At 65.2% G+C, this 23,361-nt stretch carries 15 protein-coding genes; 9 read left to right on the forward strand and 6 right to left on the reverse strand.

The features are described from left to right. Positions 1-3 precede the first annotated feature (3 nt). Positions 4-1,512 carry an ATP-binding protein gene (locus ACN9M3_RS06650; RefSeq protein WP_426321323.1) on the forward strand — a complete coding sequence of 503 codons (1,509 nt, stop codon included), beginning with the start codon at positions 4-6 and terminating at the stop codon, positions 1,510-1,512. Here the strand turns inward: ACN9M3_RS06650 and ACN9M3_RS06655 are convergent. Both ACN9M3_RS06655 and ACN9M3_RS06660 read right to left on the reverse strand, forming a co-directional pair. Next, positions 1,509-2,198 carry an SDR family NAD(P)-dependent oxidoreductase gene (locus tag ACN9M3_RS06655; protein ID WP_426321325.1) on the reverse strand — a complete coding sequence of 230 codons (690 nt, stop codon included), beginning with the start codon at positions 2,196-2,198 and terminating at the stop codon, positions 1,509-1,511. The two genes, ACN9M3_RS06650 and ACN9M3_RS06655, sit on opposite strands and share 4 nt — an antisense overlap. Next, positions 2,191-3,048, reverse strand: a complete 858-nt coding sequence (locus ACN9M3_RS06660; protein ID WP_426321327.1) for a sterol desaturase family protein — start codon at positions 3,046-3,048, stop codon at positions 2,191-2,193. Before ACN9M3_RS06660 ends, ACN9M3_RS06655 begins: the two co-directional genes overlap by 8 nt. An 84-nt stretch (positions 3,049-3,132) precedes the next feature. Between ACN9M3_RS06660 and ACN9M3_RS06665 the strand changes: the two genes are divergently transcribed. Continuing rightward, entirely contained in the window at positions 3,133-3,810 is a 678-nt protein-coding gene (locus tag ACN9M3_RS06665) for a Crp/Fnr family transcriptional regulator (protein ID WP_426321329.1), read from the forward strand. Between the two features lie 29 nt (positions 3,811-3,839). Here ACN9M3_RS06665 and ACN9M3_RS06670 read toward each other — a convergent pair whose 3' ends face one another. After that, complete coding sequence (locus ACN9M3_RS06670; RefSeq protein ID WP_426168913.1) at positions 3,840-4,763, reverse strand: LysR family transcriptional regulator; 924 nt, start codon at positions 4,761-4,763, stop codon at positions 3,840-3,842. Between the two features lie 129 nt (positions 4,764-4,892). On the opposite strand from ACN9M3_RS06670, the gene ACN9M3_RS06675 reads away from it, so the two are divergent. From ACN9M3_RS06675 to ACN9M3_RS06700, 6 genes are all read left to right on the forward strand, one after another. Then, on the forward strand, positions 4,893-6,338 hold the full coding sequence (locus tag ACN9M3_RS06675) for a coniferyl aldehyde dehydrogenase (protein ID WP_426168915.1): 1,446 nt from the start codon (positions 4,893-4,895) through the stop codon (positions 6,336-6,338). Positions 6,339-6,349: 11 nt separating this feature from the next. Then, on the forward strand, positions 6,350-7,981 hold the full coding sequence (locus tag ACN9M3_RS06680) for a long-chain-fatty-acid--CoA ligase (RefSeq protein ID WP_426168917.1): 1,632 nt from the start codon (positions 6,350-6,352) through the stop codon (positions 7,979-7,981). A 31-nt stretch (positions 7,982-8,012) separates the two neighbouring features. After that, the gene (locus tag ACN9M3_RS06685) at positions 8,013-9,944 is read left to right on the forward strand and encodes a DUF1302 domain-containing protein (RefSeq protein WP_426168920.1); all 1,932 of its coding nucleotides are present in this window, start codon (positions 8,013-8,015) and stop codon (positions 9,942-9,944) included. 22 nt (positions 9,945-9,966) lie between these two features. Further along, positions 9,967-11,310: a DUF1329 domain-containing protein gene (locus ACN9M3_RS06690; protein WP_426168923.1), complete on the forward strand. Its 1,344-nt coding sequence runs from the start codon at positions 9,967-9,969 to the stop codon at positions 11,308-11,310. Between the two features lie 83 nt (positions 11,311-11,393). Continuing rightward, on the forward strand, positions 11,394-12,476 hold the full coding sequence (locus ACN9M3_RS06695; RefSeq protein ID WP_426321332.1) for a WD40/YVTN/BNR-like repeat-containing protein: 1,083 nt from the start codon (positions 11,394-11,396) through the stop codon (positions 12,474-12,476). Further along, the gene (locus ACN9M3_RS06700) at positions 12,473-14,833 is read left to right on the forward strand and encodes an efflux RND transporter permease subunit (protein ID WP_426321334.1); all 2,361 of its coding nucleotides are present in this window, start codon (positions 12,473-12,475) and stop codon (positions 14,831-14,833) included. The genes ACN9M3_RS06695 and ACN9M3_RS06700 overlap by 4 nt, the downstream gene beginning before the upstream one ends. Before the next feature lie 171 nt (positions 14,834-15,004). Here the strand turns inward: ACN9M3_RS06700 and ACN9M3_RS06705 are convergent, their stop codons facing one another. From ACN9M3_RS06705 to ACN9M3_RS06715, 3 genes are all read right to left on the reverse strand, one after another. Further along, the gene (locus tag ACN9M3_RS06705) at positions 15,005-15,454 is read right to left on the reverse strand and encodes a DUF2147 domain-containing protein (protein ID WP_426168931.1); all 450 of its coding nucleotides are present in this window, start codon (positions 15,452-15,454) and stop codon (positions 15,005-15,007) included. A 193-nt stretch (positions 15,455-15,647) separates the two neighbouring features. Beyond that, positions 15,648-19,514, reverse strand: a complete 3,867-nt coding sequence (locus ACN9M3_RS06710) for a carbohydrate binding domain-containing protein (RefSeq protein ID WP_426321336.1) — start codon at positions 19,512-19,514, stop codon at positions 15,648-15,650. Between the two features lie 310 nt (positions 19,515-19,824). After that, positions 19,825-22,620 carry a valine--tRNA ligase gene (locus tag ACN9M3_RS06715; protein ID WP_426321338.1) on the reverse strand — a complete coding sequence of 932 codons (2,796 nt, stop codon included), beginning with the start codon at positions 22,618-22,620 and terminating at the stop codon, positions 19,825-19,827. A gap of 55 nt (positions 22,621-22,675) precedes the next feature. On the opposite strand from ACN9M3_RS06715, the gene ACN9M3_RS06720 reads away from it, so the two are divergent. Continuing rightward, positions 22,676-23,287: a TetR/AcrR family transcriptional regulator gene (locus ACN9M3_RS06720; protein WP_426321340.1), complete on the forward strand. Its 612-nt coding sequence runs from the start codon at positions 22,676-22,678 to the stop codon at positions 23,285-23,287. Positions 23,288-23,361 lie beyond the last annotated feature (74 nt).

Raw genomic sequence — 23,361 nt, forward strand, 5'->3', positions numbered from 1 at the left:
CGCATGGAACTGAACATCCCGGTGCTGCTGGTCGACGACCGACAGGAGAACCTGACAGCGCTGGAAGCATTGCTGGAAGAGATGCCGCTGTCCCTGCACCTGGTGAAAGCCATGTCCGGCAACGAAGCCCTGCGCCAATCCCTCCGGCACGATTTTGCCGTGGTGCTGCTGGACGTGCAGATGCCGGAGATGGATGGCCTGGAAACGGCCGAACTGCTGCGCGCCAACCCCCGCACGCGCCACCTGCCCATCATCTTCGTTACCGCCGGCCTGCACGACCGCGTGCGCCAGTTCAAGGGCTATGAAATGGGCGCGGTGGATTTCCTCAACAAGCCGATCGAACCGGCCGTGCTGCGCAACAAGGTGGCCGTGCTGTGCGAGCTGTATGCGAAGGTGCAGGAGCGCACGCAAGCCCTGCACGAATCGGAGCGGCGCCTGCGCATGGTGATCGACAGCGCCTGCGAAGCCTTCATCGGCACCGACAACCAGGGCATGGTGACCGACTGGAACCATGCGGCGGAGGACCTGTTCGGGTGGCGCCGCCATGAAATGCTGGGCCAGCCCGCCGGCAAGGTGCTGTTGCCGGCGCAGGGTTGCAGCCAGCGCGCACGCCACCGCACCGGGCGCGAGTTCGACGTCGAGGTGTCGCAATGGCAGGTGCCGCAATCGCAGCCGCCCGCCTTTGCGGCGCTGGTGCGCGACATCACGCAGCGCAAGGAGGCGGAGGAAGCGCGCAGCTGCGAGCTGCGCCTGGCCCTGCAGCAGATCGTCGAGCAGGAAAAGATGGTGGCGCTGGGCAGCATCGTGGCCGGCGTGGCGCATGAATTGAACACGCCGGTCGGCAACCTGGTGCTGCTGGCATCGACCCTGCGCGACCGCGTGGATGAACTGGCCGGCAATGCCCTGGCGGGCAAGCTGACGCGTTCCTGCCTGGTGCAGTCGGCCGGCGATTGCCGCGAGGCGAGCGAGGTGCTGATCCGCAGCGCCGACCGCGCGCGCGAATTGATCGAGAGTTTCAAGAACGTGGCGGTGGACCAGACCAGCCAGCGCCGCCGCCGGTTCGACCTGCATACCTGCCTGCACGATATCCTGGTCACGCTGGGACGCATGATGCGGCAGGCGAATGTCACGGTGGAGCTGCAAGTGCCGCCCGGGGTGCTGATGGATTCCTATCCGGGACACCTGGAGCAGATCCTGAACAACCTGATCGTCAACTCCATCCTGCACGGGTTCGAGGGGCGCGGCTGCGGCAAGGTGTCGATCGCCGCCAGCGTGGCGGGCGACCATGTGCGGCTGGTCTACAGCGACGACGGCGTCGGCATCGCGCCTGAGCTGCAACAGAAAATCTTCGAGCCCTTCTTCTCCACCAAGGTCGGCGCCGGCGGTTCCGGCCTCGGCATGTACATCGTGAACAACCTGGTTTGCGGTGCGTTGCAAGGCAGCGTAAGCCTGACCAGTGCGCCGGGCCAGGGCGTGCGCTTCGAATTCCGGCTGCCGCTGACGGCCGGCTAGTCCAGCCCCCGCGCGGTGACCGGCAGCAGGGCGCCAGTCACGGCGGCCGAAGCGTCGGACAGCAGGAACAGCACCACCTCGGCCAGCGTTGCCGGAGCGACCCAGCGGCTGGTGTCGGCGTCCGGCATGGCCGCGCGGTTGGCCGGCGTGTCGATGATGCCGGGCAGGATGGCGTTGACCGTGACGCCGCGTGCGAGCAGTTCTTCGGCCATGGCTTCGGTCAGGCGGGCCACGCCGGATTTGGCGGCGGCGTAGGCGCCCATGCCGGCCTGGGCGCGGCTGGCGGCCATGGCGCCGATATTGACGATGCGGCCGCGTCCCTGGCGCAGGAGGTGCGGCAGCGCTGCCTGCGATGCCAGCAGAGTGGTGCGCACATTCATGGCGTACATGCGGTCCCAGGTTGCGATGTCGCCGTGCTCCACGGATTCCCAGGCAAAGCCGCCCGCCACGTTGACGATGCCATCGAGGCCGCCGAAGCGCTCGGCGACGCCGTCGATGCAGCGTTGTGCAGCATGCGGGTCGCACAGATCCACGCCGCCGCAGGCCAGTGCGCCTTGCAGCTGGCTGGCGTTCGCCGGGGCGTGGTCGACCAGGGCGACGCGAGCGCCGCCGGCCAGCAAGGCGCCGCCAACGGCGCGGCCAAGGACGCCGAAGCCGCCTGTCACCACTATCCCGGCCTTATTCATCGCTATAGCTCTTTCCGCCGAATTTCAGGGCGCTGTATTCGCGCTTCGACTGCAGCAGCGGGTAGAACATCTGCCTGTCCCAGCGCTCGGCGCCGAAAAGCTGGTCGTCGCGCAGCCCGTACTGGGCCGGGTAGCGGCGCGTGATGTGGGCGGTGCCGAACAGTACGTCCCAGAAGAACAGCAGGTTGCCGAAATTGCCCTTGTAATGGCCGATGCCGTCGGCGTTGGTGATGGCGTGGTGAGCGCGGTGGGTGGCCGGGGTGGAGATGGTGCGCTCCACGACCCACATCAAGGGCCGCAGCGCGCAAACCTTGTACAGCGGTTCATCCCAGGCCCAGGCGCAGTGGGCGCCGAGGATGACCGCCTGCTTGACCACGACGTAGGCGAAATACATCCAGCCGCAGCCCAGGTAGACCATGGCGCCGGCAAACCAGATGCCCGGCATCATCAGATAGTAGAAGAAGTTGTTGCGGTAGGTGATGCGGATGCTCATGTAAGAGGCCGAGTGGTGGGCGCGGTGCAGGGGCCACAGCAACGGCGAGTGCGAGATGCGGTGCCACCAGTACTGCGTCATGTCGTCGCCCACCAGCAGCAGGCCGGCCCAGGCCCACCAGGGCAGGCCGGCCCAGGCATCGCGCATGCCGGGCGCCAGCCACTGGCCCAGCGCGCTGGTGGCGAAGAGGATCAACGGCTGGGTAATCAGCAACAGGCTGACTGTCATGCCCACTTCGAGCGCTGTATCATTGGCGCTGGCGTGCACCGTGTCGCGGTAGCGGCGGCTGGCGAATTCCGCCAGGGCGAGGCCCGTGATCACCAGTGCGAGCAGCGTGTACATCATGGTGTTGTCCATATGGCTGGTCTCCTTTGGCAACCATGATGCAGGGCTGCGCCGGCGAAGATTGTTCAATTCCGGGCAATTCAGGATTTTTTTTGCATGCAGATATTCTTCAACAACCCCTGGTTCGCGCGATTGCCGGCGGCGCAGGCCAGCGCCTTGCTGGCGGTGACGCGCAGCGTGCGCCTGGAGCAAGGCGAGGTGCTCTACCTGCAGGGTGAGCGGACGTCCGGGGCGCAGGATGGGCTGTGGGGCGTGGTGCGCGGCGCGGTCCGGCTGTCGGTCATGCATGCGGACGGCAACGAGGCGATCGTGACCCTGGCTGAAGCGGGCAACTGGTTCGGCGAAACGGCCCTGCTGGCGGACTTGCCGCGCAGCGCCACGGCAACAGCGCAGGAGGACACGGAACTGCTGGCGGTCAGCGCGGAACGTTTTACGGCCCTGATGCAGGACGTGGTGTTTGCCAACGCCATGGCACGGCTGGAGGCGGAGCGGCTGCACGCCGCTTTCGGCCTGATCGCCGACATGGCGATGCACAGCACCCGCACCCGCCTGGCGCGGCGCCTGCTGATGATGGCGCATGGCGAGCTGACCCAGGCTGCCAGCGCGCGCACCACCATCGCCGCTTCACAGGACCAGATCGCGATGATGCTCGGCGTCGGGCGCACCACCCTGAACAAGGAATTGCAGGCGCTGGCCGGCTGCGGCGCGATCGGGCTGCGCTACGGCCAGATCGAGCTGCGCGACCTGGAAGCGCTGCGCGCGGCTGCGGCCTGAGGCTGCGCCAGCGGAGCCGCGCCGGCGGATCACTGGCGCGGCATTTCCGTGCCGGCCAGTTGCGCCAGGATTTCCCGCGCCGCCTGCAGCACGCGCTGGGCGCCGGGCGAGAGGGTGCGCCCGCGCAGGCGGATGGTGGCAATGTCGGCCCATAGCGGCGGCAGCGGCACCTGTACCTGTTCCAGCCGGCCTTCCGCGGCCGCCTCGGCCAGCGCCGCATGGCTGGAGATCAGCAGCAGATCGCTTTCGGCCACCACGTCGACCAGGGTATGCACGCTGTCGCAACTGAGCATGATGGGCAGGTCGCGCCCCGGCGGCAGGCGGAACAGCTTGTTCATCTGCGTCATCAGCACTTCGGGAATGGTGGGCGCCGCCATGCCATAGGGCAGCAGCTCGGGCGGGGTGACGTCGTCGCGCCCCAGCAGCGGGTGGCCGGGGCGGCAGTAGATGCCGCCGTACTGGCGGCATTCGTGGGTAATGATCAGGTCTTCGGCCGGCTCGATCAGGCGCACGTCGGACATGAAGAATTCCATTTCCTCGCCGCGCAGGTGGTCCAGCAGGTAGGTCGAGGTGTTGATGGTGACCGACAGGCTGATGCCCGGCTGGTCGGCGCGCACCTGGCGCAGCATGCGCGGCAGCAGGGCGCCCGAGTGCAGGGGGCCGATGCCGAAGGCCACATGGCCGCTGTCGCCATTTCGCAACAACGATAAATCGTGTTCCATGTTGCGTACATCAAACAACAAGCGGCGCGCGTGGTTGAAGAAGGCGGCGCCGGCCACCGTCACCGCCACGTTGCGGTTGCCGCGGTCGAACAGCAGGAATCCCAGTTCGTCCTCCAGGGTCTGCACGGCGCGCGACAGGGCGGGCTGGCTGATGCTGATCTTCTCGGCGGCCCGCACGAAATTGCCTTCGTCGGCCACCGCCAGGGCGTAGCGCAAGCGCTTGAAATCCATGGAAAACTCCTAGTATGCGGAATATGCATTGTGCGGATAAATACAATGCATTGGACGAATAGTAGTGTCAAACACATACTCGTTTCAAGACAGCGTTAAATAAAACGCGGCGCAACTGGAGACACTGTGATGAAAGTTCAGGAATTCGACCCTGCCGTCGTAGGACGCGGCTCGCCATCGCTGCTGGACAGGCTGGAAGTGCAGCGCGCGGCCTTCAATGCCGACATGGTGCCGCCGGCCGCCATCCGGCGCGAGCGGCTTGACCGCCTGCAGGCGCTGGTGGCCGACAACGAAGCGGCCATCCTGGAAGCGATCGATGCCGACTTTGGCGGGCGCGCGCGGCAGGAAATGGTGCTGACGGAGCTGTTCGTCGTGCTGTCGGCCATCCGCCAGCAGCGCCGCAAGCTGGGGCGCTGGATGCGGCCGCGCCGCGTGGCGACGCCGCTGCACATGCTGCCCGGCTCGAGCCGGATCATGCCGCAGCCGCTGGGTGTGATCGGCAATATCGTGCCGTGGAACTACCCCTGCCAACTGGCGCTGGTGCCGGCGGCTGCCGCCCTGGCGGCGGGCAATCGCGTGATGATCAAACCCAGCGAGCTGACGCCGGCCTTTTCGCGCCTGCTGGCGCAACTGGCGGCGCGTTATTTCACCCCGGCCGAGCTGGCCGTGGTCGAAGGCGGCGTTGAGGTCAGCCGCGATTTTGCGGCGCTGCCGTTCGACCATCTCATTTTTACCGGCTCCACCGCGGTAGGACGCCAGGTCGCTGTCGCCGCGGCGCACAACCTGACACCGGTGACGCTGGAACTGGGCGGCAAGTCGCCCGCCATCATCGACGAAAGCTGCGACCTGGCGCAGGCTGCGCCGCGCCTGGCTTTCGGCAAATTGTTCAACGCCGGCCAGACTTGCGTGGCGCCCGACTACGCGCTGGTGCCGCGCGCGCGCGTGGACGAATTCGTGCGCGAACTGAGCGCGGCGGCGGCGGCGATGTACCCGCAGTTTGCCGGCAACGAGCAGTACACCAGCATCATCAGCGAGCGTCATTTCCAGCGGCTGGAGAAGCTGGTGCGCGAGGCGGAAGAGCAGGGCGCGCGCGTGCTGCGGCTGGGCGGTACCGAAGCGGGGCAAGCGGGCGAGCGGCGCATGGCGCCAGTGCTGCTGCTGGACGTCACGTCCGAGATGGCGGTCATGCGCGAAGAGATCTTCGGCCCGCTGCTGCCGGTGCTGCCCTACGACACGCTGCAGCAAGCCATCGCCTTCATCAACCAGCGCGAGCGCCCGCTGGCGCTGTACTGGTTCGGCAAGGAGCGCCGCAACTGCACCAAGGTGCTGCGCTCGACCATCTCGGGCGGGGTCACCGTCAACGACGCGCTGTGGCATGCGGCGCAGGAAAACCTGCCGTTCGGCGGCGTCGGCGCCAGCGGCACGGGCGCCTATCACGGCGAGCATGGCTTCCTCGCGTTCTCCAAGCAGAAGCCGATCTACCGGCAGGCGCGCCTGAACGGCTTCGGCCTGTTCCGCCCTCCGTATGGCCGCGTCTTCGACACGCTGGCCGGTTTCCTGAAACGCCATATGTAATGGATTAGCGTATGCAAGCCTTGATGCAGGATCAGCCGCTGCTGATTTCCTCGATGATCGAGCACGCGCGCCGCGTGCACCCGCGCGCCGAGATTGTCTCGCGCACTTGTGAAGGCACGCTGCACCGCAGCAGTTACGGCGAAGTGGAACGGCGCGCGCGGCGCATTGCCAATGCGCTGCTGGCGCTGGGCGTGGGCATGGGCGACCGGGTCGGCACGCTGGCCTGGAACACGCATCGCCACATGGAGCTGTACTTTGGCGTGTCGGGCATGGGTGCGGTGCTGAACACCATCAACCCGCGCCTGTTCCCGGAACAGGTGGAGTACATTCTCAATCACGCGCAGGACCAGGTGCTGTTCTTCGACACTACCTTCGCGCCCTTGGTGGCCGCGCTGGCGCCGAAGCTGGCAGGTGTGAAGGCATTCGTCTGCATGACCGACCGCGCGCATATGCCCGCCGGCCTGCCGGCGGGAACGCTGTGCTACGAGGAGCTGGTGGAAGGCGCCAGCGATGATTACGCCTGGCCGCAGTTCGACGAACGCACGGCGTCGGCGCTGTGCTACACCTCCGGCACCACCGGCAACCCGAAAGGGGTGCTGTACTCGCACCGCTCGGCCTACCTGCACTCGATGGGCCTGTGCGCTGCGGGCAGTGCAGCCATTTCGCACCGCGACAGCTGCCTGGTGGTGGTGCCGCTGTTCCATGTGAACGCCTGGGGCATGCCGTACGCCGGCGCCATGAGCGGCGCCAAGCTGGTGCTGCCCGGGCCAGCGCTGGACGGCAAGAGCATCTACGACTTGCTGCGCGACGAGCGCGTGACGATGGCGCTGGGCGTGCCGACCGTCTGGCTAGGCTTGCTCAACCATATCGACAGCGAAGCGCGGCCGGCGCTGCAGGAGCTATGCCTGGAGCGCATGCTGTGCGGCGGCTCGGCGATCCCGCCGGTGATGTTCACGCGCTGCCGCAACACGCTGGGGGCGACCCTGATGCAGGCCTGGGGCATGACGGAGATGTCGCCGCTGGGCACCGTGTGCTCGCTGTTGCAATCGCACGACAAGGCCAGCGAGGAAGAAAAGCTGCGCGTGCAGGCGCGCCAGGGCCGGCCGGTGTGCGGCGTGGAGCTGGCGCTGAAGGACGAAGCGGGCCGGCGCCTGCCGCACGACGGCGTGGCGACGGGGCGCCTGATGGTGCGCGGGCCGTGGATCCTGTCGGCCTATTACGGCAGCGATGCCTCGGTGCTGGACGAGGAAGGCTACTTCGATACCGGCGACATCGCCAACATCGACCGCGATGGCTATCTTCAGATAACCGACCGCGCCAAGGACGTGATCAAGTCCGGCGGCGAATGGATTTCATCGATCGATGTCGAGAACGCAGTGATGGGCCATCCCGATGTGATGGCTGCCGCGGTGATCGGCATCCCGCATGAAAAATGGCAGGAACGCCCGTTGCTGGTGGTCGTTCCCCGCCATGGCAGTTCCCCCACACGCGATGAAGTGTTAGGCTACCTTGCCAGCCGCGTAGCCAAGTGGTGGCTTCCCGACGACGTGGTTTTTGTCAGCGAGCTTCCGTATTCCGCCAACGGCAAAGTGCAGAAGATGAAGTTGCGTGAGGAGTTCAAGCAGTTAAATAAGCCTGTATAAGAAGCTGTAAAAACCATTAGGAGACACTAGGATGACGAGGAAGTACAACCGTATCATGGCGCTCGCCGTGGCGGCGGCGCTGGCAACCCCACTGGCGCACGCAGATACCTTCACCACCGACAATGGACTGGAAGGACGCTGGTCCCTGAACATGTCGGTCGGCACCAGCATCCGGATGAAGGATGCAGACAAGAACCTGATCTCTGTACCCAATGGCGGCACGGCGGGCGCCGGCGCCGACGACGGCAACCTGAACTTCAAGAAGCACGATGCCTATTCCACCGTCGGCAAGCTGACAGGCGAACTGGAACTGAAAGGCGATACCTACGGCATGTTCGTGCGCAGCTTCGCGTGGTACGACCGCGTCCTGAAAGGCAAGGAGATGCCGCACGGGCATTTCAACAACGGCTACAAGCAGAACGGAGAACTGAGCGACACCGGCTTCGACCAGCTGTCCACCTTCGACGGCGTGGCGCTGGCCGACGCCTATGTGTTCGCCAACTGGGACCTGGGCGGCAAGGCGCTGAGCGCCAAGCTGGGCAACCAGGTGATCAACTGGGGCGAATCGCTGTTCGTGCCGGGCATTAACGCCATGGGCGCCTTCGATACCAGCGCCGCGCGCCGCCCGGGCGCGCAGGTCAAGGAAGTCCTGCGTCCGCAGCCGGCCCTGATGGCTAACCTGGGCCTGGGCAACGGCGTGTCGGTGGAGGCCTTCTACAACCTGGGCTGGCGCCAGAACGTGGTCGACGGCTGCGGCACCTACTGGTCGGCGGCCGATTCGCTCAACTGCAACAACGGCACCGTGCTGTTTGGCGACGGCACCAAGCTGAACGACCAGGGCCAGTACAACGGCGCGCCGTTCCTGGCCGCGCTGCCTGCTGCGCTGGACCCGGTGCTGGCCTCGCTCGGCCTGTCGCGCAGCATGCCGCTCAACTTCCGCATGACCACCGCGGAAAAGATCAAGCCGAAGAAGTCCGGCCAGTTCGGCGTGTCGAGCCACTACTTTGCCGACGCCATTGCCACCGACTTCGGCGTCTATTTCGCGCGCTACCACAGCCACTCGCCGATCGTCTCGGTGGTCAAGCAGCCGTCGGCGCTGCCGTCGGTATGGTCGGGCCGCCTGGCGCAACTGGTCAAGGCCGTGCCGTCGCTGGCGCCGGCACTGGGCACGCTGGGCGTGCTGCCGGCCGGGAATATCGTGTGGGACTACAGCGGCGAGAACGTGAAGACCCTGGGCCTGTCGGCAGCCACCGAAGTGGGCGGCTTCTCGCTGTTTGGCGAAGTGTCGCGCACCAAGGACATCCCGGTGCAGATCAACGCGATCGACCTGCTGGTCGGCACTGCGCTGGGCATCGGCCCGCAGGCCAAGCTGGCGGTCATTGCGCGCAACCCGGCGGTGCCGACCGGCACCGTGATCCACGGCTATGACCGCAAGGACAAGACGCAGGCGCAGGTGTCGTTCATCCGCCAGATCCCGCAAGTGCTGGGCGCCGATTCGCTGACCCTGCTGGGCGAAGTGGCGGGCCAGAAGTGGAGCGGCATCGGCGACCCGAACACCAGCACCCGCTACGTGCGCGGCTTCATGTACAACTTCGGCCCGACCGCGGCGCTGGGCGGCACTTGCGGGCCGGCCGGCATCCAGCCCAATGCCTCCTACTGCGAGAACGAAGGCTATGCCACCAGCAGCGCCTGGGGATATCGCCTGTCGGCCGAAATGCTGTTTCCGAACGTGGTGGCCGGCGTCAACTTCAAGCCGCGCCTGTACTTCGCGCATGACGTGAAGGGTTATGCGGCCGACAACCTGTTCGTCGAAGACCGCCAGACCCGCAGCGTGGGCCTGCGCGCGGACTACAACAACCGCTACTACGCCGACATCAGCTATACCAGCTATAACAAGAGCGCCAAGTACGACCAGTTCCACGACCGCGACAACATGCAGTTCGTGATCGGCGCCAACTTCTAATAAAGACACAGGAGACATGTAGATGAAGATGATGAAGCAAAGCTTGCTGGCCGCAGCGCTGGCGTGCATCGCGGGCAGCGCCCTGGCCGGCCTGCCGCAGGCGGAAGCAGACCGCCTGGGCAAGGACCTGACGCCGGTCGGCGCGGAGAAGGAAGGCAACAAGGCCGGCACCATCCCGGCCTGGACCGGCGGCATCACCAAGGCGCCGGCCGGCTTCGACAGCAAGAACGGCTACGCCGACCCGCTGCCGAACGAAGCGCCCCAGTACACCATCACGGCCGCCAACATGGACAAGTACAAGGACATGCTGGCGCCGGGGCAGATGGAGATGCTGAAGCGCTACCCGAGCTACAAGATGAATGTCTACAAGAGCTACCGCACGGCAGGCTACCCGCAGGCGGTGTACGACAACATCAAGGCCGAAGCGACGAAGGCCGAGCTGACCGGCGGCGGCAACGGCGTGACCGGCACCGCCAAGACCACGGTGCCGTTCCCGATCCCGAAAACCGGCGTCGAGGTGATCTGGAACCACCTGATGCGCTACCGCGGCGGCACCATCGAGCGCTACACCGCCGAATTCCCGGTGCAGACCAACGGCGCCTTCACGCCGGTGACCCGCACCGAGAAGGTGGCCTTCGCCCAGGGCATGCCCAACCCCGAGCCTAACCGCCTGGTGTACTACATGGCGACCCTGACCGGCCCGTCCTCGGTGGCCGGCGACGCGCTGCTGGTGGTGGACCCGATGGACCAGGTGAAGGAATCGCGCCTGGCCTGGACCTACAATCCTGGCCAGCGCCGCGTGCTGCGCGCGCCGAACGTGGCCTACGACTCGCCGGGGCAGGGCGCGGACGGCTTGCGCACCACCGACGACTACGACGGCTTCAACGGCGCGCCCGACCGCTACGACTGGAAGCTGGTGGGCAAGAAGGAGATGCTGGTCTCCTACAACAACTACAAGATCACCAACAAGGCGATCAAGTATGCCGACATCGTCCGCCCCGGCCATATCAACCAGGACTTCGTGCGCTACGAGCCGCACCGCGTGTGGGTAGTGGAAGCGACCCTGAAGAAGGACAAGCGCCACATCTACGCCAAGCGCGTGTTCTACGTGGACGAGGATAGCTGGGAAGTGCTGCACACCGATTCCTACGACGGCCGCGGCGAACTGTGGCGCGTGCACGAAATCGGCGGCATCCAGTACTACGATGCGCTGACCCACTACTTCGCCTACGAAGTGTTCTACGACCTGCAGGCACGCCGCTACCTGCTCTCCGGCATCTCCAACCAGGAGAAGCCGATCAAATTTGGCGTCAAGCTCGATCCGTCGAACTTCACGCCAGATACGCTGCGCCGCTCTTCCAACTAAGGACGGCGTAGCGGGTTTGGGGGTGTCTCTTCGGGCGCTTGCGTTCACAGGGAGCGCTGCGCCCATTTTTTCGCAGGTAGAGCATGAATATAGTATTGAAACAGGCCGCTGCTGCGCTGCTGGGCGCATTGGCGGTGGCGCCGGCCGTGGCGCGCGATCCGCTGCAGACGCCGGCGCGCATGTCGGCGCGGGCGCCGAAAGCCATGCTGACGGCCATGGCGCTGGCCGGCCAGCGCACGGTGGCGGTGGGCGAGCGCGGCATCATCCTGGTGCGCGATGGCGGCGCCAATGCGCCATGGCAGCAGGCGAAAGTACCGGTGTCGGTCACCTTGACCAGCGTGGCGTTTGCCGATGCTTCCAACGGCTGGGCCGTCGGGCAGGATGGGGTGATCCTTTCCACCAATGACGGCGGGGCGCAATGGAGCACCCGCTTTGACGGCAACCAGGCCAATGCACTGATGCTGGCCGATGCCAAGGCGGCAGTCGAGAAGGCGCAGGCGGCCGGGGCGGGAGCGGGCAAGGCGGCGCTCGCCGATGCCGAGAACGCGCTGGGCGATATCGAAGCGGCGGCCAAGTTCGGCCCGTCGCGCCCTTTGCTGGGCGTATGGTTCCGCGATGCCAGGACCGGCTACGCGGTGGGCGCATACGGCCAGGCTTTCCGTACCACGGACGGCGGGGCACACTGGAATTCCATGGGCGCGGGCCTGCCCAATCCTGAAGGCTTGCATTACAACGCGATTGCGGGCGGGCCTGGCAATGTGTTGGCCATCGCGGGCGAGGGCGGCTACGTGTACCGCTCGGCCGACGGCGGCGCAAGCTGGCAGCGTATCGAGACCGGCTACGGCGGCCAGCTGTACGGCGTGATCTTCACCGGCCGCAGCGTGCTCGCTTACGGCTTTGGCGGCCATGTGTTCCGCAGCGAAGATGGCGGCGCCACCTGGCGCGAAACGCCGGCCGTGACGAAGAAGAGCCTGGTGGGCGGCGCCCTGCAGGGCAACAGCATCGTGCTCGCGGCACAAGATGGCGCGCTGCTGCGCAGCGACGACGATGGCGTGAGCTTCCGCGTTATGCGCCAGGGCGATGCGGTGCCGACGGCCGGCATGCTGGCTGTGAATGGCACGGTGCTGCTGTCCGGCGTGGGTGGTGTGCGGGAGGCGGCGAAATGAAGCGCGAAGACGAAAAATCCTGCAAGGTGGCCGAGGAAGGACACCAGCGCTTCACCTCCGTCGAGCACTGGCTGGAGCCGCGCCTGTTCAAGCACCGCCTTGTGATCATGGTGGCTTTCCTGCTGGCGTCGGTGCTGTTTGCCTGGCAGGCGGCGCTGCTGAAACCGGACGCCAGCTTCCAGAAGATGGTGCCGGCCACCCACCCCTTCATCGCCAACTACCTGAAGTACGAGAACGAGTTGCGCCCGCTGGGCAACAACATCCGCATCGCGGTGGAGGCGACCAAGGGCGACATCTACAGCAAGGAGTATCTCGATACGCTGAAGGCGGTGACCGACGAAGTGTTCTACATCCCCGGCGTGGACCGCGGCAACCTGAAGTCCCTGTGGACGCCGAACGTGCAGTGGATGGAAGTCACCGAGACGGGCTTGAACAGCGGCCAGATCATCCCGCAGGGCTTCGACGGTTCGCCGGCCATGCTGGACGAGGTGCGGGCAAACGTGGCGCGTTCGGGGCGCATCGGCAGCCTGGTGGCGGCGGACCAGAAATCCACCATCGTGCAGGTGCCGCTGCTGGAGATCGATCCGGACAAGGGCACCAAGCTCGATTACGGCCTGTTCTCCGAGCGCCTGGAAAAGCTGGTGCGCGACAAGTACGAAGCACAGGGCGTGAAGATCCACATCGTCGGCTTTGCCAAGGTGGTGGGCGACCTGATTCACGGCGCCAAGGCGATCGGCCTGTTCTTCGCGATCACCTTTGCCATGACGGTGGCGCTGCTGCTGTGGTATTCGCACTGCTGGAAGTCGACCCTGGTGACGGTGTTCTGCTGCTCGCTGGCGGTAATCTGGCAGCTTGGCATCGTGCGGCTACTGGGCTTCGGGCTCGATCCGTATTCGATCCTGGTGCCGTTCCTGACCTTTGCCATCGGCGTCTCGCACGCGGTGCAGAACATCAACACCATGGCCAGCGAGCGCCTGTCCGGCAAGTCGGCCACCGAGGCTGCCAAGCAGACTTTCCGCCAGCTGTTCATTCCCGGCACCATTGCGCTGCTGTGCGATGCGGTGGGCTTTTCGACCCTGCTGGTGATCGAGATCGGCGTGATCCGCGAGCTGGCGATTTCGGCCTCGGTGGGCGTGGCGGTGATCGTGCTGACCAAGATGTTCCTGCTGCCGGTGCTGATGTCCTACGTGGGCGTGACCGATGCCTGCCTGCGCAACCAGGCCCGGAAGGCCAAGCGCAAGCACCGCTTCATGCGCATGCTGTCGCGCATTGCGGAGCCCAAGTACGCCAAGCTGGCGGTGCTGGGCGCAGTGGCGGTGTTTGCCACAGCGTTTGCGCTGAACCGCGACCTGAAGATCGGCGACCTCGATCCGGGCGCGCCGGAGCTGCGCGCCGACTCGCGCTACAACCGCGACAACGCCTACATCACCGGCCATTACTCGACCAGCTCGGACGTGTTCGTGGTGATGGTAAAGACGCCGGCCGGCGAGTGCGGTGCCTACCCGACTGCCGAAGTGGTGGACCGCTTCCAGTGGGAGATGGAGAACGTGCCGGGCGTGGAGTCGACCACTTCGCTGTTCACGGTGCAGAAGCGGATCATCTCCAACGTCAATGGCGGCAGCCTGAAATGGCAGGCGCTGTCGCGCAATCGCTTCGTGTCCAATTCGGCGCAGCGCATGATTCCGTCCGAGTTGTACAGCAACGACTGCTCGATGCTGCCGGTGCTGGTGTTCCTGGCCGACCACAAGGCCGACACGCTGACGCGGGTGGTGCAGGCGGCGCAGGCGTTCGCCAAAGAGAACAACACGCCGCAGGCGGAATTCATCCTGGCGGCCGGCAATTCGGGCATCGAGGCGGCCACCAATATCGTGATCAAGCAGGCCGAGATCACCATGCTGGTGCTGGTGTACGCCATCGTGGCGCTGCTGGTGTGGTGGGAGTTCCGCTCGCTGCGCGTAACCATCTGCATAATGGTGCCGCTGTATATCACGTCCGCGCTGTGCGAGGCCATCATGGCGCGCCTGGGGCTGGGGGTGAAGGTGGCGACCTTGCCGGTGATTGCGCTGGGGATCGGGATTGGCGTCGATTACGGCATCTACATCTACAACCGGCTGCAGTGCTTCCTTGACCGCGGCATGGAGCTGAAGGAGGCTTACTTCGAGACGCTGAAGACGACCGGCGTGGCGGTGGCGCTGACTGGCGTGACGCTGGCGCTGGGCGTGCTGACCTGGGCCTGGTCCGACATCAAGTTCCAGGCCGATATGGGCCTGCTGCTGATGTTCATGTTCCTGTGGAATATGGTGGGGGCGATTGTGATGATTCCGGCGCTGGCGTCGTTGCTGTTGCCTAAGCGCTAAACCCGGTAAGTCGGGGTCTGACCCGCAGGGTCAGACCCCCTACGGTCTTTGGGCGGATGGTTTTGGTTGTGCGTCCTTGATCTTCGTCGAAAGTCAACAGCGCACAACCGAAACCGACGGCAGTGGAGCAGACAGGGTCTGACCCTATGGGTCTGACCCTGGTTTACCGGTTTACTCCTGGCGCTCCCAAGTCTGCGACCGGCCCAGCATCGGAATACCGATATACCCGCGCACTTTCAGCTTCTTGCCGCCATCGGCAACTTCCAGCTTGCTCTTATAAACCTTGCCGTTGTTCGGGTCGAGAATCTCGCCGCCGTTGTATTCGCTGCCGTCCTTCTTCAGGCCGGACACGATCACCATGCCGACAATCGGCTTGTCCTTGCGCGCATCGGTGCACTTGTCGCACACCGGATTCTGTTCTTCCGCCGGGCCGCGGTACAGTTTTTCGATCTTGCCCTGCAGGGCGCCGTTTTCCTCGGTGATGCGGATCAGGGCCTTCGGCTTGCCGCTGACGTCATCGATGTTCTTCCACAGGCCGACAGGAGAGGGATCTTGGGCAAATGCCGGAGCGGCAGCCAGCAAGGCTGCCGCAGCCAGCGCCACTGTGCGGGTTAGGCGCATGGGGGTGTCTCTTATTTAGATTTGGGGAAAATCAGTGTAGCAAAGGACCCGGCAGGGCACCGTACGGTCATGCTATTTTTTTTGGAGGGAAGACTCTAGAAAATTGAAAGTCGGGGTCAGGTCTGGCAATCCGCCACATTTTTCGCATCGCGGAAAATGTGGCGGATTGCCAGACCTGACCCCGACTTTTAAATCAGGACTTGAAGTTGCCGTCGTTGCGCGGAAGGGGGCTGCTGCACGAGGCCGGGGTGCTGAACTCGCGGTTGCCGGAGGCGGTGGCCTGGCTGCCTTCCCAGGTCGCCGTGCTGCCGTTCCATTTGACGTATTTGTACTGGATGGCGCTGGCCGCTGGCAGCGTGACGGTGCCGCTCCACGGTACGTTGGCGCCGCTGCCCTGGATCGCCAGCGCAAAGCCGCTGGCCGGTGCCCAGTTGCCAAGGCGTGTGTCGTTGCCGACCACGTACAGGTTCTGCCCCATGACGGTATTGGCGTTGGCGATGGTGAAGGTGACCTGGCAGGACGATGCCGCCGTGGTGGTCACTGCCAGCGCGGCGCTGGCTGCCGAAACGTTGCCGGCGGCGTCGATCGCCTTGACGGTGTAGCTGTAGCTGGTGGCGGGGGCCGCTGTGCTGTCGACGTAGCCGGTGCCGGTGGCGGTGCCGAGCAGGCTGCCGTTGCGGTAGACGTAGTAGCCGGACACGCCGGCGTTGTCGGTGGCGGCGCTCCAGGCCAGGCTGACGCTGGTGGCGCCCACCGCGCTGGCGGCCAGGCCGTCCGGGGCGCTGGGCGGCGTGCTGTCGACATTGCACGGGTTGCTGCTGCTGGTGACGGCGCCGCCGGCCACGCTGGACAGGCCGGTGCCCAGTGCGTAGTTCTTGCCGCCGTTGTTGTCCCAGCTGCCGCTGCCGTTGTTGAACACGGCCTGCCAGCTGCTGGCTGAACCGAGGCTGGCGGTGTAGGACAGCCAGCCGCTGCAGGCCGCGGCCATCGGCACGCCAGGCACCGCGGTCCAGGCACCACCGGTCGGGCTGTAGTGGATGTTGGCGCTGTTCCAGCCGCTGGGCAGGCGGTAGTAGACGGTGGCGATATTGCCGGCGGCCGTGGTGAGCGTGCGGGCGGCGGAAGCCGGGCCGGTATTGCCGGCGGCATCCTGCGCCTTGATGGTGTAGCTGTAGCTGGTCGACGGTGCCAGCCCGCTGTCGGTGTAGCTGGTGGCGGCGGTGGCGCCGACCTGGCTGCCGTTGCGCAGCACCAGGTATTGCGCGACGCCGTAGTTGTCGCCGGCGGCGGCCCAGGACAGGGTGGCGGCTACCTGCGTGATGGCCGATGCCGTCGGCTGGCCCGGGGCGGTCGGTGCCTGCGTGTCGGCGGCCAGCGTGGTGACGGCCAGCGCCGGGCTGGCGGCGGACTGGTTGCCGGCGGCGTCGATGGCGCTTACCGTGTAGCTGTAGGCCGTGGCGGGCGCCAGGCCGCTGTCGCTGAAGGCGGTGCCGGTGGGCGAGCCGGCCAGCACGCCGTTGCGGAATACCTTGTAGCCGGTGACGCTGATATTGTCGCTGGCCGCGCTCCAGGCCAGGCTTACCGAGCGGTCGGTCAACTGGCTGCCGGCCGGCTGGCCGGGTGCGCTGGGCGGCGTGCTGTCGATCGTCAGGAAGGGATAGACGCCGTTGACGGTGCCGTTGATGTCTTCCGTGTAGCCGGAGCCGGTGGCCACGGCGCGGTAGCGGCCGGCGCCGACGAACACTTGCTGGATCTCCGAGCGCGTGACGTTGCCCAGCGTGTCGGTCATCTCGACGTAGTAGTCCAGCAGCTGGGTGCGGTAGCCCGGGATATAGGCGTAATACAGGTCGCCGCTGTCCTGCGCCGGCAGGGCGGCGATGGTGTCGCGCGTGGTGGGAATCCAGGCCACGCCGTTCATGTCCGGCTGCAGCTCGCGCACCTGCATCGTCACGTCCTGCCAGGCGCCCACATTGGCCGGGTTGATCGAGAGGCCGGGCTGGCCGGCCAGGGCGGCCGGATCGTACACCTTGTACGTGTCGTCGGCCGCGTCGATATTGTTGCTGGCGTGGACCCGCACCTTGACCTTGGCGCTGGCGATGCCCGACACGTCGTGGCCGTAGGTGTAGACGGCGAAGTCATTGCTGTAATGCTGCACGGTCCAGCCTTCGGCCTTGGAGGCGTTGACCGAACCGGGGTTGTAGGGATAGCGCTGCGGCCACCACACGGAAGGGCCGGTGCGGTCTTGCGCCAGGTGCGCCTGCACATACGGGCGCGAGAAGGCCAATGAGTTGTTGAAGGCCAGGGTCGGCTTGACCGAGTCGTCCTTGTTCTCGTCGTAGTAGCCGAAGCCGGAGTCCATGGCAGGCAGCAGGAAGTACCAGGCCAGTTCGGCCGGGTTGGCGCCGCTGGCGTAGTCGTTGGCGGCATCGCCCTTGACCGGGTAGGACAGCATCCACGGGTTGAGCTGGTTGCCGGCGTGCGTGACCTGCTTGTCCAGCGCGGTGCTGGGCGACCAGTGGTTGGGGTGGCCGTCCAGCCAGATCTGCTCGGCGGTCTTGGCGTAGTTGAGGGCGGCTTGCAGCAGGGCGAAATTGCGCTCCAGGTAGTGCCAGCCGTATTCGAAGGACACGGTGGCGCCTTCCTGCTGCCCTTTCAGGTTGGTCTTGGGCGCCAGGTTGTTGCCGGTGACTCGGTTGAAGTCGGCGAACTGGCCTTTCCAGATCAGGAAGGGCAGGTGCCAGTGGTACCAGGTGGGGTCGGACGAAGAGTCGCGCGTGTCGATCCAGGAGCCGTCCTGCACGTGCTGCACGTCGCTGTCGGGAATCGGCTTGGCGCGCAGGTATTCGTCGATGCCGAGGCAGTAGCCGTTGCCGCTGCAGGTGGTCGAGTGGCCGGCTTGCCAGGTGCTGAGCGCGCCGGCGCGGCCGCCGGAATTGTCGCCGTCGTGCGCCACCACGAAGAACTGGCGCGCTTCCAGGCTGGTGTAGGGGGCCAGCTCGTCGACCGTGACCGCGCCTTCCCAGCCTTCCAGCCAGGAGCCGTTCTGGCTGACAGGGATGCCGGCCAGGCGCGTGACGGCGCCAGTGGCGGGGTCGACGTGGCGCACCCAGTGCGGGGTGGAGGCGAACGGGAATTTGTTGACCACCACTTGCTGCTCGTGGGCCATATTGGCGGCCACCCAGCTGCCGCTAGCGGAGGTGTTGCGCAAGTCGGCGCGGTTGGGCGGGGACGTCAGCGTGTCGCCGCTGGCGTCAACGCTGGCGTAGGGGTAGTCCTTCAGCGTGCGCGAAAAATGGTTGTTGCCGATGACCGACCACTGCACGCCCAACTTGGCCAGGCTCGGGATCAGGCGCTCCGAAAATCCCAGTTCGGTAGGGAAGAAGCCCTTGGAGGCGACGAAGCCGTTGCCGAGGAAGTAGGGCTGGGCTAGCGTGGCGTTCTGGTAGACCAGGTCTTTCAGGAAGTAGTCGGGGCCTACCAGTGGGCCCATGCTGTGGTGGCCGGTGAAGTGCACGGTGTCGAGCGTGCGGTAGTTGTTGGCGGTCTTCAGCGAGTTCCAGGTATTGAGCCAGGATGCGCCCCAGTTGCTGTTGCTGTAGCCGGGAACGTTCTGCGCGCTGGCGAGGCTTTGCACGTTGTTGATGACGGCGCCGGACATGGTGACGTGGACCTGGCCCTTGCCGCCGGACCAGCTTTGCATCTCGTTGGCCACCTGCATCGGCCAGTACTGGTAGGCGCCGGTCTTGGCGTCCGGCGTGTAGTAGGCCACCAGGTCGTCGTGCGGCATGATGGCGCCACCCAGCGAGGCAGGCAGGTAGTAGCTGTAGCCTGCTGGCGGATTGTTTTTCAGCTTGATCACGTCAGCGTCATAGGTGTAGCGCACTGGCGCGCCGACGGGCGTGGCGTTGTACTTGGCCAGGGGATCGACGGCGTAGAAGGGCCAGAAGTTCGGCATGTGGTTGTGGTACACGTGGGCGGCCGGGATGGTGCCGGCGCCGGCGTGGCTGGCGGCGAACAAGGCCGCGAGGACGGCGGCCAGGGGTTTCAAACGCGATTGCATGCACATCTCCTTTCACAGGTTGGAACTGCGGAACGGGTGCGCAAGGGCGCCTCGCCAGTGGGGCGATAGCGGCTATCGGGTGGAGCGTCTCAGTGCGTGGTGCCCTTTGCGGGACTGCTTGGGTGTGGATGTACTATTACTACCACTGAGGCGTGATGTGCAGAGGTAGAGAGGGGTAAACTACGGATTGTTTGACTACATGTCAACACGAATGATGTAGTTTACCTACAGTTCGGGGTAAAAAATGCCCGGCTGGGGCCGGGCATTGCTTTCATCTTGGGTGGCGGATTGCCAGACCTGACCCCGACTTTTAAGCTGGGAGCTTGGCCAGTTGTTCCTGCATCTTGGCCAGGGTGGCGCCGAAGGTGGCGACGCGTTCTTTTTCCTGCGCCACTACGGCGGCTGGGGCGCGGGCGACGAAGCTTTCCGAGGACAGCTTGCCGTTGGCCTTGGCGATTTCGCCTTCCAGGCGGGCGATCTCTTTCGACAGGCGTTCGCGTTCCGCTTTCACGTCGATTTCGACTTTCAGCATCAGCTTGGTGGTGCCGACCACGGAGACGGCGGCCGGCGATTCCGGCAGTACGTCGACGATCTGCACTTCCGACAGCTTGCCCAGCATCTGGATGTACGGGGCGAAAGCGGCCATCTTTGCCTTGTCGTCGCCGGTCGCTTCCACGATCAGCGGCACGCGCACCGATGGCGCCAGCTTCATTTCGCCGCGCAGGTTGCGGGTGGCGTCGGTCAGTCCTTTCAGTTCGCCCATCCAGGCTTCGGCTTCGGCGCTGATCGCCGCTTCGTTCGGCAGCGGGTAAGCCTGGGTCATGATCGATTGGCCATCGCCGCCCTTGCCGGCCAGCGGGGCCACGGTCTGCCACAGCTGCTCGGTGACGAACGGGATGATCGGGTGCGCCATGCGCAGGATGACTTCCAGTACGCGCAGCAGGGTGTGGCGGGTGGCTTGCTGCTGGCCCGGCGTGCCTTGCTGGACCTGCACCTTCGCCAGTTCCAGGTACCAGTCGCAGTACTCGTACCACACGAACTGGTAGATGGTGGAGGCGATGTTGTCGAAGCGGTAGTCGGCAAAGCCCTTATGCACTTCCTGTTCGGCGCGGTTCAGGGCGGAGATGATCCACTTGTCGGCGGCCGACAGGTCGGCTTCGTTGGCGGAGCAGTCGTGGCCTTCGGTGTTCATCAGCACGAAGCGGGTGGCGTTCCACAGCTTGTTGCCGAAGTTGCGGTAGCCTTCGCAGCGGCCCAGGTCGAAGTTGATGTTGCGGCCCAGCGAGGCGTAGGAGGCCATGGTGAAGCGCACGGCGTCGGTGCCGTAGGCTGGAATGCCTTCCGGGAATTCCTTGCGGGTGGCCTTTTCGATCTTGGCCGCGTCTTTCGGGTTCATCAGGCCGGTGGTGCGCTTGGCCACCAGTTCTTCCAGGCCGATGCCGTCGATCAGGTCGATCGGGTCCAGGGTGTTGCCCTTGGACTTGGACATCTTCTGGCCTTGCGAGTCGCGTACCAGGCCGTGCACGTACACGGTTTCGAACGGCACCTTGTTGGTGAAGTGGCTGGTCATGATGACCATGCGTGCGACCCAGAAGAAGATGATGTCGAAGCCGGTGACCAGGACCGACGAAGGCAGGAAGGCTTGCAGTTCAGGCGTTTCGTTCGGCCAGCCGAGGGTGGAGAACGGCACCAGGGCGGAGGAGAACCAGGTGTCCAGCACGTCGTTGTCGCGGGTCAGGGCGCCGCTCACGCCATTGGCGGCGGCTTGTGCCTTCGCGTCTTCTTCGCTGCGGGCGACGTAGACGTTGCCTTGCTCGTCGTACCAGGCCGGGATCTGGTGGCCCCACCACAGCTGGCGGGAAATACACCAGTCCTGGATGTTGTTCAGCCACTGGTTGTAGGTGGTGCTCCAGTTTTCAGGGACGAACTTGATCTCGCCGCTGGATACTTTTTCCAGCGCCACTTCGGTGATCGATTTGCCCGGGTTGAAGGTGCCTTCAGGTGCCGGCTTGCTCATGGCGACGAACCATTGGTCGGTCAGCATCGGCTCGATCACGACGCCGGTGCGGTCGCCGCGCGGCACCATCAGCTTGTGCGGTTTCACTTCGACCAGGAAGCCTTGTGCGTCCAGGTCGGCGACGATCTGCTTGCGGGCGGCGAAACGGTCCATGCCCTGGTAGGCGGCCGGGGCGTTTTCGTTGATCTTGGCGTCGAGGGTCAGGATCGACGGCATGTCCAGGTTGTGGCGCTGGCCAACGGCGTAGTCGTTGAAGTCGTGCGCAGGGGTGATCTTCACGCAGCCGGTGCCGAATTCCTTGTCGACGTATTCGTCGGCGATCACCGGGATTTCGCGGCCGACCAGCGGCAGCTTGAGCATCTTGCCGACCAGTGCGGTGTAGCGCTCGTCGGTCGGGTCGACTGCCACGGCGACGTCGCCCAGCATGGTTTCAGGACGGGTGGTGGCAACCACCAGGTGGCCGCTGCCGTCGGCCAGCGGGTACTTGATGTGCCACATCGAGCCGTCTTCTTCTTCCGACACCACTTCCAGGTCGGAGACGGCGGTGCCCAGCACCGGGTCCCAGTTGACCAGGCGCTTGCCGCGGTAGATCAGGCCTTGTTCGAACAGGCGCACGAAGACTTCGCTCACGACTTTGGAGCGCTCGGCGTCCATGGTGAAGTATTCGCGCTGCCAGTCAGGGGAGGTACCCATGCGGCGCATCTGGCCGGTGATGGTGGAGCCGGATTTTTCCTTCCACTCCCAGACTTTCTCGACGAATTTTTCGCGCCCCAGGTCATGGCGCGACACCTTCTGCGCGTCCAGCTGGCGCTCCACCACGATCTGGGTGGCGATGCCGGCGTGGTCGGTGCCCGGGATCCAGGCGGTGTTGTGGCCCAGCATGCGGTGGTAGCGGGTCAGGCCATCCATGATGGTCTGGTTGAAGGCGTGCCCCATGTGCAGCGTGCCAGTGACGTTCGGCGGCGGCAATTGGATGCTGAAGGACGGCTTGCTCAGGTCGAGGGAGGCTGCGTAGTAACCGCGCTTTTCCCACTCGCTGCGCCAGAACTGTTCAATGTCGGCAGGCTCGAAAGACTTGGCTAATTCCATGATTTGGGCTGTAAATTTGGCGAAAACTTTCATTATAAGGTAGATTGCTGGGGACATGGACGCCAGCAATTCCCCTCCGCCCCGCAAGCGCGGCCGCCCCGCGCAGGCCGCTTCCGACAGCCTGAAAACGCTGCTTATTGCCGTCTCGGCAAGACTTTTCCGCGAAAAAGGATTCGATAACACCACCGTGCGCGATATTGCGGCCGCGGCGGGCGTGCAGGCGGGGTCGTGGTTTTATCACTTCAAGTCCAAGCAGGACATCCTGCAGGCGGTGATCGAGGAGGGTATGCAGCAGGCCCTGGCCCGCATTGAGGAAGTGGCTTCGCTTGGCTTGCCGCCGCGCGAGGCGTTCCGGCGCCTGGTGCATACCCATCTCGAGACCTTGCTGTCGCCGGGACAGGATTTCGTCTACGTCATGCTCTACGAGTGGCGCGCGCTTTCCACTGAGGGCCAATTGCGCATCGTCGCGGCCAAGGATCGCTATGAGGCGCTGTGGGATGCTGTGCTGCGTGAGCTGCAGGCTTCCGGCGAATGGCCGGCGCCTGGCAAACTCGATCGGCTGTGGTTGTTCGGGGCTTTGAACTGGTCGGCGCAGTGGTACCGGCGCGACGCCGGCGTCAGCATCGATGAACTGGCCGAGTCCGCTATTCGCTTCCTGCTTCGGTAGCTCCTCGCGGGTCCCTCCGTGGAAGTGCTGAAATGGTGTTGCAAGGTGCTGAAAAGTGCTGAAATTTGAACTTC

Origin of the sequence: Pseudoduganella sp. R-43 (assembly GCF_049913255.1) — a bacterium.
In the GTDB taxonomy this organism is placed as follows: Bacteria; Pseudomonadota; Gammaproteobacteria; order Burkholderiales; family Burkholderiaceae_D; genus Rugamonas.

Bases quoted from the DNA above. Each gene is read 5' to 3' on its own strand.
- ACN9M3_RS06675 (WP_426168915.1), top strand. From the start codon at position 4,893: ATGAAAGTTCAGGAATTCGACCCTGCCGTCGTAGGACGCGGCTCGCCA.
- ACN9M3_RS06695 (WP_426321332.1), top strand. From the start codon at position 11,394: ATGAATATAGTATTGAAACAGGCCGCTGCTGCGCTGCTGGGCGCATTG.
- ACN9M3_RS06665 (WP_426321329.1), top strand. From the start codon at position 3,133: ATGCAGATATTCTTCAACAACCCCTGGTTCGCGCGATTGCCGGCGGCG.
- ACN9M3_RS06650 (WP_426321323.1), top strand. From the start codon at position 4: ATGGAACTGAACATCCCGGTGCTGCTGGTCGACGACCGACAGGAGAAC.
- ACN9M3_RS06685 (WP_426168920.1), top strand. From the start codon at position 8,013: ATGACGAGGAAGTACAACCGTATCATGGCGCTCGCCGTGGCGGCGGCG.
- ACN9M3_RS06720 (WP_426321340.1), top strand. From the start codon at position 22,676: ATGGACGCCAGCAATTCCCCTCCGCCCCGCAAGCGCGGCCGCCCCGCG.
- ACN9M3_RS06655 (WP_426321325.1), bottom strand. From the start codon at position 2,198: ATGAATAAGGCCGGGATAGTGGTGACAGGCGGCTTCGGCGTCCTTGGC.
- ACN9M3_RS06710 (WP_426321336.1), bottom strand. From the start codon at position 19,514: ATGCAATCGCGTTTGAAACCCCTGGCCGCCGTCCTCGCGGCCTTGTTC.
- ACN9M3_RS06660 (WP_426321327.1), bottom strand. From the start codon at position 3,048: ATGGACAACACCATGATGTACACGCTGCTCGCACTGGTGATCACGGGC.
- ACN9M3_RS06680 (WP_426168917.1), top strand. From the start codon at position 6,350: ATGCAAGCCTTGATGCAGGATCAGCCGCTGCTGATTTCCTCGATGATC.
- ACN9M3_RS06705 (WP_426168931.1), bottom strand. From the start codon at position 15,454: ATGCGCCTAACCCGCACAGTGGCGCTGGCTGCGGCAGCCTTGCTGGCT.
- ACN9M3_RS06670 (WP_426168913.1), bottom strand. From the start codon at position 4,763: ATGGATTTCAAGCGCTTGCGCTACGCCCTGGCGGTGGCCGACGAAGGC.
- ACN9M3_RS06690 (WP_426168923.1), top strand. From the start codon at position 9,967: ATGAAGATGATGAAGCAAAGCTTGCTGGCCGCAGCGCTGGCGTGCATC.
- ACN9M3_RS06700 (WP_426321334.1), top strand. From the start codon at position 12,473: ATGAAGCGCGAAGACGAAAAATCCTGCAAGGTGGCCGAGGAAGGACAC.
- ACN9M3_RS06715 (WP_426321338.1), bottom strand. From the start codon at position 22,620: ATGGAATTAGCCAAGTCTTTCGAGCCTGCCGACATTGAACAGTTCTGG.